Raw genomic sequence first — 12,703 nt, forward strand, 5'->3', positions numbered from 1 at the left:
TATTTAAGCTATATTTGTTGCCGTGATTGTTAAATATTGAGTATGCCTTCAGCGAATAAGTTTAAAATTTGTATGGTTTCAGATATGCTTGCAACTGGAGGAGCAGAGCGCTGTGCATCTTTATTATCAGTCTTTTTTGATAAAAATAATTGCCAAGTGCATCATGTTGTTGTTGTTGATAAAGTTGAGTATGAATATGCGGGTGAACTTTTGAATCTTGGTAGGATAAATAACAATTCAAATGGATTTTTCGATAGATTGAATCGATTTAGGGTTTTAAGAAATTTTTTTTCTGACAATGAATTTGATTATATATTGGATTTTAGAGTAAAAAATCACCAATGGCAAGAGTTTTATATTGCTAAGTTTATTTATAAAGCTCCTTTAATTGTCACTATTCATAGTTATATGATCGATTTGTATTTTCCTAAAAACAGATTATTGACTAATTGGATTTACTCAAATTGCAATGAAATTATTGCCGTCTCCAACGGAATTAAAAAAAGAATAGATTCAAATACTAATTACTTAAATAGTAAAACTATTTATAATCCTATTGATATTAACTATATTGAATCTGTTTCCAATGAAACTTTCGATTTTGATTTTAAATATATTCTTGCAGTGGGAAGGATGCATGACAATATTAAACAATTTGATAAACTTATTGAGAGTTATGCCAATTCAGAATTACCCCAAAATGATGTCAAATTAATCATTTTAGGCGATGGAATTTTAAAAAGTGAACTTGTTGGTTTAGTTAAAACCTTTAAATTAGAAGACATGATTCGGTTTGAAGGACAAGTTGGCAATCCATTTAAATATTATAAAAATGCGTTTTTTACGATTCTTTCCAGTAAAAATGAAGGATTTCCAATGGTTTTGATTGAATCGTTGGCTTGTGGAACACCTGTGGTTTCTTTTGATTGTCTTTCGGGTCCAAACGAAATAATCATAAATAATGAAAACGGAATTTTAGTTGAAAATCAAAATTTTGAAAAATTGACTTTATCCATGAATAAGATGATTCAAAACAAAGAATTTTATTTACATTGCAAACAAAATGCGAAACCAAGTGTGGAGAGGTTTTCAATTGAAATAATAGGAAAACAATGGCTGGAACTATTTAAAATTAAATAAATGGAGATAAAAATTATTGATATACCTAAAATTGAAAATCCTGAAGGGAATATTGCTGTAATTGAAAATGACACAATATCTTTTGATATAAAAAGGGTTTATTATTTGTTTGATGTTCCAAGTTCTGCTAAAAGAGGTGGTCACGCACATAAAAAATTGAATCAAATTCTAATTGCACTTTCTGGAAGTTTTGACGTTGTTTTGAAAGATGGAAATTCAACAGAAAAAATAACTTTAAACAAACCCGATAAAGGACTTGTAATTACCAATAATTTATGGCGAGAGTTGGAAAATTTTTCTTCTGGAGCCGTTTGTTTGGTTTTGGCATCTGAAGTTTTCAATGAAGAAGATTACATTCGCGATTATGACGACTTTGTGTCTTATGTCAATTCTAATAGCTTGTCCATTTAAAACCTTTCCGAATCAAGAAATCTTTGGTTGTCTTGATGCAACGCAACAAAAAAACGGGAGAGTTTAACAAAAATCGTTGCTTGTAGTTTAGATTTTTGAAATCAATACCGGCAATTATTTTCTTGTGTTTTGTCTTGTCACCGTCAACTTTTAAATGTTTGGACAAAACATATCTTTCGAAGTCCAAATATTTTTTTAGGTGAGGAACGGTGGAACAATATTTTTCAAATTGATCATAATCAGGTACTGTTTTACTAAGGATGGAACTTCTGGTGATTTGATTGTCTGTTTCCATAAAATAGCTCATTTGGGCGCTAGTGCTGTAAGCCAATTTGAACTTTAAGTTGGCTCTTATGTTGAAATCCAAATCTTCTGAAAAAGTGATTTTTTCGTCATAATACCCAGCCGTTTCAAAAACCGATTTGTGCCAACAAGAGCTGCTTGGAGTGTAGATTCCTTGTTTCAAATTGATTTTGAAAAAATCGATCAACCCGCTAAAACCGGGAGGCAAGGTTTCGGAACCATTGTGTGGTTTATGGGTTTTTTGGGGATACACTTCATCGAAGTTGGTTGCGAAAATATGTGCTTCCGGGTAAGAAGAAATTAGATTTTTAATGGTTTGTAAATAGTTTGAATGCCATAAATCATCAGCATCGAGGAATGTGACATAATTTGATTTTGCGTTTTTTATGCCAGTATTTCTGGCTGCAGATAACCCTTTGTTTTCGAAATGGTCTATGATTCTAATTTTGTTGGAAACATATTTAGATGCTATTTCTCTGCTTTTGTCTGTCGAACCGTCGTCGACTATTATGATTTCATAGTCGGTAACCGTTTGTTTTAAAATGCTTTTTAGGGCATTTTCAATATATTTTTCTTTGTTGTAAAGCGGTATAATTATGGAGAAAAAAGCCATTGATTAGTCTTTTAAAATGAAATCAAATAATTCAAACCAGTTGTTCAATTGATTTGATGTTTCAATTTGAGTTTTGTTTCCTTGATAAACAATTGTTTTGTTTACAAAATTAGTAATTAATGCAGCTAACTCCCTAGGTTCATCAACATCGAAAAAAGAGACTTTGTCATAGTCTCCAATCGTTTCTTTGGCATAAGGCAAGTTTGCAGCCAATATCGGCTTGTGAAATGCTTTTGCTTCTGTTAACGGTAAGCCCCAAGTTTCTAATTTGGACGGAAAAATTAAACAATTAATGGAATTATAAAGTTTCAATAATTCATCCCTATCGATGTTGCCCCAAAATTTAACTTCTTCTAAACTATTGTATTTGTTGTATAAATGTCTTGCAAATTTGTTTGGATTATCTTTGATGGTGGTAAAATGGAATTTCACCTTGTCTCTGATAGATTTGTTCAATAATTGTGCGGCATCAAATATTATTTCGAAGTTTTTAAAAGTTCTCGGAAAACTAGGATATAAAAAATGAATTTTATCTTCTTCTAATTCTGTCTTTTCGTTGGTTGTTTTTTCAACGTATTCTGGTTTGCTGACAACCAAATTTTTAATATTGAAAAGGGTTTCAAACTCCTTTTTAATCCAATGTTGCTGTACAAAAATGGCATTGTTTTTCTTGATGTTAATTTGGGAAAGATATTTATACAATACCGAAAACACACCTATTTTATAATCGAATTTCCAATCTTTGAATGTCGCTTTATAAAAAATGGTAGGATGGTGGAAGTATACAAATCGCTTTTTTGCAACTACGGTTGGACTGACATCGTGTAGCGAAAACCAAATATCGGGTTTTATTTTTTTTGAAATTTTTTTAAAATAAAAATATTCATAATAGAATCGTAAAAGCCAAGATTTTTTGGATCTCGGAAACTCGATGTATTCTATGTTTGGATAATTAAATTTTGATTTATCGTTGACTAATGCAATTACTTTTATTTCTTTGTTTTCTGAATAATCCGAGATTTTTTGCAAGCAATTGTCCAAAATGGTAAAAATACCACCCTCGACCATATTAATGCCTGAAATGACTATTGTTTTCTGTTTCAATGAAAAATTATTGAATTACACCGTTTTTTGAACCACCTCAAAAATTTTGGCATCCTCGCATTTCAATGTTTTGGATGGAAATTTCATCAACATGGCATAATCGTGGGTAGCCATAATGACTGTTTTTCCAGTTTCATTGATTTTTTTCAAAACATCAAGTACTTCAATGCTGGTTTGGGGATCAAGATTTCCGGTTGGTTCGTCTGCCAGGATGAATTCAGGGTCGTTGAGCAAAGCGCGTGCAATGGCAATACGTTGTTGTTCTCCTCCAGAAAGTTGGTGCGGCATTTGGTCTACATAAGACTTCATTCCAACTTTATCCAAAACTTCGTCTATTTTATGTTGTATTTCCTCCTTTTCCGTCCATCCAGTTGCTTTCAGGACAAACAATAAATTGTCTTTTACCGAGCGATCAGGAAGCAATTTTAAATCCTGGAAAACAAAACCTATCTTTCTTCTCAAAAACGGAATATCGTCTTCTTTTAGGGTTGCCAAATCAAAATCCACAATTTTTCCTTCTCCTTCAGTCAAGGGCAATTCGGCATAAAGTGCCTTCATAAAACTACTTTTTCCAGTTCCCGTTTTTCCGATGATATATATAAATTCTCCGTGATTTACGTCAAGATTTACATTGGATAATATGACTTTTCCACCTTGAGAAATGGTTACATTTTTTAAAGATAATACGGTTTTTGACATGATCAGTTTTGTTTTATTTGGTAAATGTAATTATCAATTAGCACACGAGCAAACAAAAAAATATTTTTGTGTAAACTAGGCTTCATTATTCACGGTTTACTATTTGTTAAAACTTTTGTTCATAATAAAAACCGTTTGTCTTCCGTTATACCCTTTAGAACATGATATATTTGAATTATTAAATCAAAACCACAATGCGAAAAATTTCTTGGCTTTTCTTTTTGTTTATTTTTATTCAATCCCTGTCCGTTTCAGCCCAAAAATCAGCAATTTACACCCACGATTCGAAAGATTTTGACAAAGCACTTTTGTTGTTTAACGACAATCAATATGCTTCGGCACAGCTAATTTTCGAGAAAGTGAAGTCGGCTACAACCAATGAAGAACTCAAGTCCGACTGCTCTTATTATGTTGCCAATTGTGCCATTCGCACTAATCAGCCCAATGCCGATGTGTTGATGGAGCGATTCGTTGCTGATTATCCCACGAGCAGAAAACAAAATCAAGCTTATGTTGGAGTGGCACACTATTATTTTGCTCAAGGAAATTATCCGAAAGCCTTGGAATGGTTTGGAAAAGTGGACGAGAATAACTTGAGTTCCAATGACCGAGACCAATACAATTTTCAAAAAGGCTACAGTTTTTTTACTGCCAAAAACAAAAAAGAGGCCACGACCTATTTCAATAAAGTGGTAAATTCTGCCGAGTACGGTTCGCAAGCCAAATATTATTTAGGTTTTATGGCTTATGAAGGCGACGATTACAAACAAGCCAACAAATATTTTGACGAAGTTTCCGGCGAAGAAAAATACAAGGAAAAATTGTCTTATTATCAGGCAGACATGAATTTTAAACTTGGAAATTTCCAAAAGGCGATTGATTTGGGAGAAAAAGCAATGGCTAAATCGAATGAAATTGAAAAATCGGAATTGAACAAAATCATTGGCGAAAGCTATTTCAACTTGAAAAAATACGACAAATCCATTCCGTATTTGGTGATGTATAAAGGCAAAAAAGGGAAATGGAATAACACCGATTTCTACCAATTGGGATATGCTTATTATATGCAAAAGGATTATGAAAAAGCCATTTCACAATTCAATAAAATCATTGCGGGCAAAGATTTCGTGGCTCAAAACGCTTATTATCATTTGGGAGAAAGCTATTTGAACTTGGATAAAAAACAACAAGCATTGAACGCTTTCAAGAATGCTTCCGAAATGGAATTTGATGCTGCAATTCAAGAAGATGCGAGTTTGAATTATGCTAAACTGAGTTACGAAATTGGAAATTCTTATAAGAGTACTCCCGATGTTTTAGCTGCGTTTATAAAAAAATATCCAAATAATGCCAATAAATCGGAGATTGAAAGATTGTTGATTGATTCCTATATTTCATCCAAAAACTACAAAGAAGCCTTGATTTTGTTGGAGGGAAATAAATCCCCAGAAAATAAATTGGCGTACCAAAAGGTTACTTTTTATAGAGGATTGGAATTATACACTGACTCCAACTATCAGGAAGCAGCAACTATGTTCGAGAAATCGCTGGATGGACAAAAAGACGCGAAATTTGCTGCTCGTGCCACTTTTTGGAAAGGGGAAACCGAATATGTTTTGGGTGATTTCAAAAATGCCGTGTTGAGTTACAAACAATTTATGGGTTTTGCCCAAGCCGCATCAACTCAAGAATATAAAAACTCCAATTATAATTTGGCCTATGCCTATTTCAAGTTGAAGGAGTACGATCAGGCGGGAAATTATTTCCAAAACCAGATTAGCAATGCAAAAGACGACAAAGTGCGCTTGCACGATTCTTATTTGCGTTTGGCAGATTGCAGATTTGTGACTTCAAAATATACTTCTGCTTTGGAAGCGTATAATAAAGTAATCGAATTGAAAAGCGTTGATGCCGATTATGCTTATTTCCAAAAGGCAATTTGCTACGGATTCATTTCTAAAAACGACAAGAAAATTGGAGAACTCAATGCTTTTCTGAAATTATATCCAAAATCGGACTACAGGGATGATGCCTTTTTTGAATTAGGAAATACCTATGTTGCAGAGAATAAACAAGATCTTGCCATAAAAACGTATGATCGTTTGAATACCGAATTTGTAAAAGGTTCCTACACTTCAAAAGCGATTTTACGTCAGGGATTAGTGTATTATAATGCAGACAAAGACGAACAAGCCTTGACTAAATTCAAGAAAGTGGCTGCTGATTTTCCTAAAACTCCTGAGGCACTTGAAGCAGTTTCGACAGCACGATTGATATATGTGGACAACGGAAAAGTGGATGAATATGCCGCTTGGGTTCGTACTTTGGGCTTTGTGGCCGTTACCGATGCAGAATTGGATAATGATACTTATGAAGCTGCCGAAAAACAATATTTGCAAAACAACACCAAACAAGCCATTTCGGGATTTAGTGGTTATGTTGCCAAGTTTCCAAACGGAATTCACTCTTTGAAGGCTAATTTTTATTTGGCTCAATCTTATTTTTCTGATGGACAGGAAACCAAGTCGATTCCAAATTATGAGAATGTTGTTGCAGTACCTCGAAATGAATTTACGGAACAATCTTTGGCGAGACTAGCCCAGATTTTCTTGAAAAATGAAGATAAAGTTAAAGCGATTCCAGTATTGTTGCGTTTGGAAAATGAAGCTGATTTTCAGCAGAACAAGACTTTTGCACAGTCCAATTTGATGAAATCGTATTATGACAATAAAGATTATTCTAATTCTGTTGTTTATGCCGAAAAGGTTTTGGCAAATCCAAAAACAGATGATAATGTAAAAAGCGATGCCCAAATTATCATTGCCCGTGCGGCAATTCAAACGGGAGATGAAGTCAAAGCTCGTTCGGCTTATGCCAAATTACAAACCATTGCCAAAGGAGAATTGGCAGCCGAAGCTTTGTATTATGAGGCTTATTTCAAAAACAAAGACGGAAAATTTGAAGCTTCCAATGTAGTAGTTCAAAAATTGGCCAAAACTTATTCGGGCTATAAATATTTTGGAGCCAAAGGATTAATCCTGATGGCGAAGAATTTTTACGGATTGAAAGACAGTTTTCAAGCGACTTATATTTTGGACAGCGTAGTGAAAAACTTCACCGATTTCCCTGATGTTGTTGCAGAAGCCCAAAAAGAATTGGATACCATCAAAAGCGAAGAAGCCAAAACAAATTCATCGATAACCAATTAAATTAAAACGTTGTCACACTGAGCTTGTCGAAGTGCTTCACATTAAAATATCAAAATATGAAAATCAATTTCAAATCTATAATAGCTTTTACTTTATTGTTAATTTTTCAATTTTCGTTTGCACAAAAAAAGGATCCCAAAAAAGAGGAGAACATTGGGACAGAAGAGGTAAATGTGGTAAAACCATACACGCCAACCATTTCTGATGCTTTCAAAGTAAGCGAAACTCCCGCTGTTGAAGACGAAGGAAATACGAAAAAAGAAACTATAAAATATAATATTTTTTCCTTTCCGGTAGCTTCTACTTTTACGCCATCCAAAGGGAAAGCTGAAGGTGTCGAAAAAGAAAAACAAGCCAAATTATTTAATAATTATGCCACTGTTGGGGGAGGGAATTATGGTGTTTTGAACGCCGAATTATTCGTGATTCAAGATTTGGGTGCCGATGATTATGTGGGCGGAATGTTTCGCCATCTTTCGTCTCAAGGCGGAATCAAAAGCGTGGAATTGCAAGATTCATTTTATGACACTTCCATCGATTTGACTTATGGTGTTCGTGGAAAAGATTTGTCTTGGAATTTTGATTTGGGTTACCAAAATCAAATCTATAATTGGTACGGATTACCCACGGATTTTGGAAGCTCATTAACTCCCGTAGATAGGGATGTTTTGGTAGACGGAATCAATCCTCAACACGCCTACAATAATCTGTATTTGGGAGGCAAGATCGATTTGGGTGAAGGAGCTTTTCAAGAAGCGAACTTAAAATTTAATCATTTTTCGGATAATTTGGGTTCGTCTGAAAACAGGTTTTACGTGAAACCTTCTTTGCAATTTGACATCGATAATTTGGCGATAAAAACAAATGTGATAGTAGATTATTTGGGCGGAAGTTTCGAAAAAGACTATTTGAATACCAGTTCGATAAAATACGGCTTTGCCAATTTTGGAATTGCACCAAGTATTGCAATGCAGAAAGAAGATTGGACATTTAATCTTGGGGTTGGGATATTCTATAGTTCGGATTTGGAAAAAAACGACAGTAAGTTTTTAATTTATCCACAAATAAATGCTTCCTATAAAGTGGTGGGTGATTTGATGATTTTCTACGCAGGTGCCGAAGGAAATTTGGAACAAAATACTTATGCAGATTTTGTGGGCCAAAACCCCTATTTGTCGCCAACATTAAATGTTGCTCCAACGGATAAACAATATGATGTTTTTGCTGGATTGAAAGGGAAATTGACCAACAACATAGGGTATAATATTCGCGGATCTTATGTAAACGAAAGAAATAGAGCCTTGTTCAAAAGTAACGACTATACCGAGGATGCAACCAATGAAAACTATGCTTTCGGGAATTCACTTCAAGTGGTTTATGACGACATGAAAACGGTGAGTTTTTACGGCGAATTAAAAGCGGATCTTTCTGATGAAGTGACTTTTGGCATTGACGGAACTTTCAGCAGTTATACCAACGATATCCAAAGTGAAGCCTGGAATTTGCCTTCCATAAAATTAAACGCAAAGGCTGATTTCAATATCACGGAAAAATGGTACGCTGGAGTGAATGTGTTTTACGTGGGAGAACGAAAAGATCAAAAATTAAACACCAATATTGTGTATGTTACTGCTCCAAGTCCAATTACTTTGGATAGTTATTTTGATTTAAATGCACACGTTGGATTCAAATACAGTGACCGATTGACTGCTTTTTTGAGGCTCAATAATATTACCAATCAGGCTTATGAAAAATGGCTGAATTACCCAGTTCAGGGATTTCAGGTGGTTTTGGGAGCAAATTATAAATTTGATTTTTAATTTAAGACACAAGGTTTTTTGCCGCAAAGCCGCAAAGCCGCAAAGTTTTTTTGTTCTTTTGTGATTTAAACAAATGTTAATTTCTTTTTCTTCGTGACTTAGCGCCTTTGTGGCAAATTTTATGACTTTCAAACAAAAAATACACCAACATTATTTACAATTAGTCCAGGACAGAATTGATGTTTTCAGGGACATGATTGCGGCTTTGACCGAAGATTCGAAAAACGATGCCAAAGGTTCTGCCGGCGATAAACACGAAACGGCGCTGTCAATGATGCACATCGAGCAGGAAAAACTCAATCACAAACTGAAGGAAGTACTAGCTCAAAAGGCAATTTTAGAGAAAATTGATTCAACAACAATTGCCAAAACCATTATTGTGGGCAGTTTGGTCAAAGCCAATGGTATTTACCTTTATTTAAGTGCCGCACTTCCTAAAATTGCTGTCGAAGGGATTAATGTTATAGCACTTTCTCCACAATCGCCATTGGGAAATAAATTGATGGGGAATGAAGTGGGTTTTCAATTTGAAATTAATGGAACGAAGTATTTGATAGAAAGTATTGAGTAAAAACAAGTCAAAAAACTACATCTCAAAAAAAAACCGTTGTAGTTTTTTATCTCTTCAAAGAAAAATGCGATTTGAATTTTTTGGTAATTCCTTGTTCCTCATATTCTACCGTAAACCAATAATCAGTTGCGGGCATTAGTAGACCTTTGTAGGTTCCGTCCCAGCCAGCTCCTTTTGGACTGATGTTTTTCAAAATTTTACCATATCTGTCATAAATATAAATCTTGGAAGATAGTTGATCTTTCAACTCAAAAACATTCCAAGTATCATTATAGCCATCACTATTGGGCGTGAAAAATCTAGGAAAGTCTATTATCAAAATATTGTTTTTTGTGATGGAATTTCCACATCCTGTTACATCTTGAACAGTAACAGAATGATATCCAGAAGTTACATTTTCAAAAACAGGACTTTTCTGAAAAGGACCATCATTCAATTGATATAAATAATCATTTCCTGGAGCAATTGGAGCAATGGTTATTTTTTGATTTTTAGAAAAAGCCTCAGTTACTTCCCAATTAAAATCGACTAATTTTTTTGATGATAAAATGGTAACGTCTATAGTTTGTGGAATGGCACACTGACCTGGATCAGGGGTAAAAGTGTACAGAGCACCATTTAAATTATCAACCGTGCCAGGATTCCAAATGCCTGTAATGCCATTTGGTGATGAAGTGTCTAAATTAGGTGCTGAATTTCCTGAACAAATAGAAAAATTACTGAAATCAGGATGGATAGGCTCATTTACCTTTATATCCATGGCTTGTTTCGTGGCACACTCATTGGCACTAGGAGTAAAAACATAAGTAGCACTTACAGAATTATTGACTACGGCAGGAAACCATGTTCCCGAAACATTGTTGGGAGAAGTAGATGCCAATATTGGCACAGGATCGCCAGGACAAAAAGGAGGGATTTGAGCAAAATTAGGTACTTTTTTGGCAATTACAGTTACAGCTAAAGTTTGCGGAATGGCACATTGATTGGCATCTGGTGTAAAGGTATAAGTTAATGTTCCTGTTGAATTGGTATTGATTTGTGCTGGAGACCAAGTTCCTTTTAGCCCTAATGGAGATATTCTGTTCAAAATAGGTGCAGTACTTCCAATACATATTGGCGCAATAGGTGTAAAACCAGCATCGGTGAGAATAGGATTGACGGTAATTGCGATAGTTGTTTTAGGTGTTGTTAATGCACATTGATCAGTATTATCGGGTGTAAAAGTATAAAATGTCGTGCCTGCAGTTGAAGTGTCAATCCTGTTTGGACTCCAAGTTCCTGAAATTGATATTTTATTTTCTGATCTTAAAGGCAACAGTGGCGCAGTTGCTCCTTGGCATACCGATGTTGGAATGGAATTAAAAATTGGGATTTCTTTAGGCACAATTTCTATTTTCAATATTTGGGAATCAGCGCAAGGAAAAGTCATGGGGTCAGGATCAAATTTATACTCAAAAGTTCCTGTGCCGGATGTGTTAATTCTGGCTGGAGTCCAAGTTCCCGTAATCCCATTGGGAGAAGTATTCAGTAAAGCTGGAACTTCAGTTGAACCATGACAAATAGGATCGACTGTAGAAAAGTCAGGTTTTTGACGTGAAAAATCACAAGGGCTACAACTGTTACCTGTTCTTTGAGTAATACATGGATAAGAAGCCAATCCTAAGAATAGTGTAATACTGTATTTCGGTGAGAATCCAAAAATTTCTAGCTGTTTGTCAGTAGTAGTTCCACCTATAGAAGCAACTATTTCTTGCTTGGTATCCCTAATTAGGTAAGAATAAGAGTAAATAATAGAATTGGGAAGAGTATTATTGAAGGACCAATCAAAAACTATGGAAGACAATGGTGTTGGGGGCACAGCATTAGGTCCCGTGGTAATTTTAGAATAGTTGCATTGGACATTAGGGATATATATTCCAACTCCCGTATACGTAATTATATTTACAACAATTGGAGTTCTTGTGCTCTCTGTTGTACCATCGGTTTGACTTACATAATAAGTAAATGTGCCATCAGTTCTAGTATCAGGCGTTGGAGCAATTGAACTTCCTGTTCCTCCTGTGGAATTTGTGCCATACCAAAGTAAAGTATGGCCAGGCAATGGTGTGGCATCAAGGGGAACAGTTTGAGAATACTGACATATTTTGACAGGTGAAGTTACCGTGGGAGGATTTGGTGCCAACACAGAAACGACATCCAAGCTTGTAGTGGCATAACTATTTGAATTAAATAAAATGATATTAAAAAATAGACAAATAAATGTCTTGAGGATATTTTTCATTTAGGTTGGTTTAAAACTAAACTTGGGTATAGTATTAAATTAACGGTAAATATATAAATTTTTTAAAGTGTAATAAAAATACTATTTCTGAATTTGATGCCATTAACTAACTTGAACTCTATTTCACAACATTGTCACATATTATAACAAAATTAAACATAATGTTAAATTAGTGTCTTCTTTGGTGGAAAACCATCTAAAACATTAAAAAATGGAAATCCCTAAAAAAACTTTTTGTAATTTCGCGAGCTTAGAAGTTTGACTTTAAAACGAAATGAAATTATGAGCAAAACAATGACAGTAGACATCTTGTCGAGTATTAAAGGAGCACAGCCCTCGGAGTCCGTGAACAAATTATTTGATGTAATTAAAAATGCAAACTCATCAAATGATAATGCCGCAAATACTGTCAATCGTAATTGTGTGTTAGTGAGTAATTTAAGGGAAGATGTTGTGATAGAGAGTTCGGCTATTGAGAAACAAATAATTGTGGAAAACTTCCCGAACAAGAAAAATGGTTTTTTAGTTGTTGCTAAAGTTATAGAAGGATAA

General features: G+C 34.5%; 10 protein-coding genes. 6 read left to right on the forward strand and 4 right to left on the reverse strand.

Translation table 11 applies throughout. The annotated features are described in order from the left end of the window. Positions 1–42 precede the first annotated feature (42 nt). Positions 43–1,140, forward strand: a complete 1,098-nt coding sequence (locus BUC16_RS09630) for a glycosyltransferase (protein ID WP_073370126.1) — start codon at positions 43–45, stop codon at positions 1,138–1,140. After that, positions 1,141–1,551: a sugar 3,4-ketoisomerase gene (locus tag BUC16_RS09635; protein WP_073370128.1), complete on the forward strand. Its 411-nt coding sequence runs from the start codon at positions 1,141–1,143 to the stop codon at positions 1,549–1,551. Here BUC16_RS09635 and BUC16_RS09640 read toward each other — a convergent pair. Genes BUC16_RS09640 through BUC16_RS09650 form a run of 3 tightly spaced genes read right to left on the reverse strand, consistent with a single transcriptional unit; the run spans position 1,532 to position 4,270 of the window. Next, the gene (locus tag BUC16_RS09640; RefSeq protein WP_073370129.1) at positions 1,532–2,467 is read right to left on the reverse strand and encodes a glycosyltransferase family 2 protein; all 936 of its coding nucleotides are present in this window, start codon (positions 2,465–2,467) and stop codon (positions 1,532–1,534) included. The two genes, BUC16_RS09635 and BUC16_RS09640, sit on opposite strands and share 20 nt — an antisense overlap. A gap of 3 nt (positions 2,468–2,470) precedes the next feature. Next, the gene (locus tag BUC16_RS09645) at positions 2,471–3,571 is read right to left on the reverse strand and encodes a glycosyltransferase (RefSeq protein ID WP_141226119.1); all 1,101 of its coding nucleotides are present in this window, start codon (positions 3,569–3,571) and stop codon (positions 2,471–2,473) included. A gap of 15 nt (positions 3,572–3,586) precedes the next feature. Beyond that, positions 3,587–4,270 (reverse strand): cell division ATP-binding protein FtsE, encoded by a 684-nt coding sequence (locus tag BUC16_RS09650; RefSeq protein ID WP_073370133.1) that lies wholly within the window; start codon positions 4,268–4,270, stop codon positions 3,587–3,589. 194 nt (positions 4,271–4,464) lie between these two features. Here BUC16_RS09650 and BUC16_RS09655 point away from each other — a divergent pair, with 194 nt between their 5' ends. The 3 genes from BUC16_RS09655 (at position 4,465) to BUC16_RS09665 (ending at position 9,870) form a co-directional block, all read left to right on the forward strand. Further along, on the forward strand, positions 4,465–7,479 hold the full coding sequence (locus BUC16_RS09655) for a tetratricopeptide repeat protein (protein WP_073370134.1): 3,015 nt from the start codon (positions 4,465–4,467) through the stop codon (positions 7,477–7,479). Positions 7,480–7,535: 56 nt separating this feature from the next. Beyond that, positions 7,536–9,299 (forward strand): porin family protein, encoded by a 1,764-nt coding sequence (locus tag BUC16_RS09660; RefSeq protein WP_073370136.1) that lies wholly within the window; start codon positions 7,536–7,538, stop codon positions 9,297–9,299. 121 nt (positions 9,300–9,420) lie between these two features. Next, positions 9,421–9,870, forward strand: a complete 450-nt coding sequence (locus BUC16_RS09665) for a hypothetical protein (RefSeq protein WP_073370137.1) — start codon at positions 9,421–9,423, stop codon at positions 9,868–9,870. Between the two features lie 46 nt (positions 9,871–9,916). Here BUC16_RS09665 and BUC16_RS17895 read toward each other — a convergent pair whose 3' ends face one another. Then, positions 9,917–12,151, reverse strand: coding sequence for a T9SS type B sorting domain-containing protein (locus BUC16_RS17895; protein ID WP_073370139.1), 2,235 nt, complete (start codon positions 12,149–12,151; stop codon positions 9,917–9,919). A 282-nt stretch (positions 12,152–12,433) separates the two neighbouring features. Between BUC16_RS17895 and BUC16_RS09675 the strand changes: the two genes are divergently transcribed. Continuing rightward, on the forward strand, positions 12,434–12,703 hold the full coding sequence (locus tag BUC16_RS09675) for an Asp-tRNA(Asn)/Glu-tRNA(Gln) amidotransferase subunit GatC (protein WP_073370140.1): 270 nt from the start codon (positions 12,434–12,436) through the stop codon (positions 12,701–12,703).

The sequence above is a fragment of the Flavobacterium fluvii genome, assembly GCF_900129545.1.
GTDB classification, from domain to species: domain Bacteria; phylum Bacteroidota; class Bacteroidia; order Flavobacteriales; family Flavobacteriaceae; genus Flavobacterium; species Flavobacterium fluvii.

What these genes read in the sequence shown, in the direction of transcription:
- BUC16_RS17895 (WP_073370139.1), bottom strand. Translation starts at nt 12,151, where the DNA reads ATGAAAAATATCCTCAAGACATTTATTTGTCTATTTTTTAATATCATT.
- BUC16_RS09650 (WP_073370133.1), bottom strand. Translation starts at nt 4,270, where the DNA reads ATGTCAAAAACCGTATTATCTTTAAAAAATGTAACCATTTCTCAAGGT.
- BUC16_RS09655 (WP_073370134.1), top strand. Translation starts at nt 4,465, where the DNA reads ATGCGAAAAATTTCTTGGCTTTTCTTTTTGTTTATTTTTATTCAATCC.
- BUC16_RS09665 (WP_073370137.1), top strand. Translation starts at nt 9,421, where the DNA reads ATGACTTTCAAACAAAAAATACACCAACATTATTTACAATTAGTCCAG.
- BUC16_RS09640 (WP_073370129.1), bottom strand. Translation starts at nt 2,467, where the DNA reads ATGGCTTTTTTCTCCATAATTATACCGCTTTACAACAAAGAAAAATAT.
- BUC16_RS09635 (WP_073370128.1), top strand. Translation starts at nt 1,141, where the DNA reads ATGGAGATAAAAATTATTGATATACCTAAAATTGAAAATCCTGAAGGG.
- BUC16_RS09630 (WP_073370126.1), top strand. Translation starts at nt 43, where the DNA reads ATGCCTTCAGCGAATAAGTTTAAAATTTGTATGGTTTCAGATATGCTT.
- BUC16_RS09675 (WP_073370140.1), top strand. Translation starts at nt 12,434, where the DNA reads ATGAGCAAAACAATGACAGTAGACATCTTGTCGAGTATTAAAGGAGCA.
- BUC16_RS09660 (WP_073370136.1), top strand. Translation starts at nt 7,536, where the DNA reads ATGAAAATCAATTTCAAATCTATAATAGCTTTTACTTTATTGTTAATT.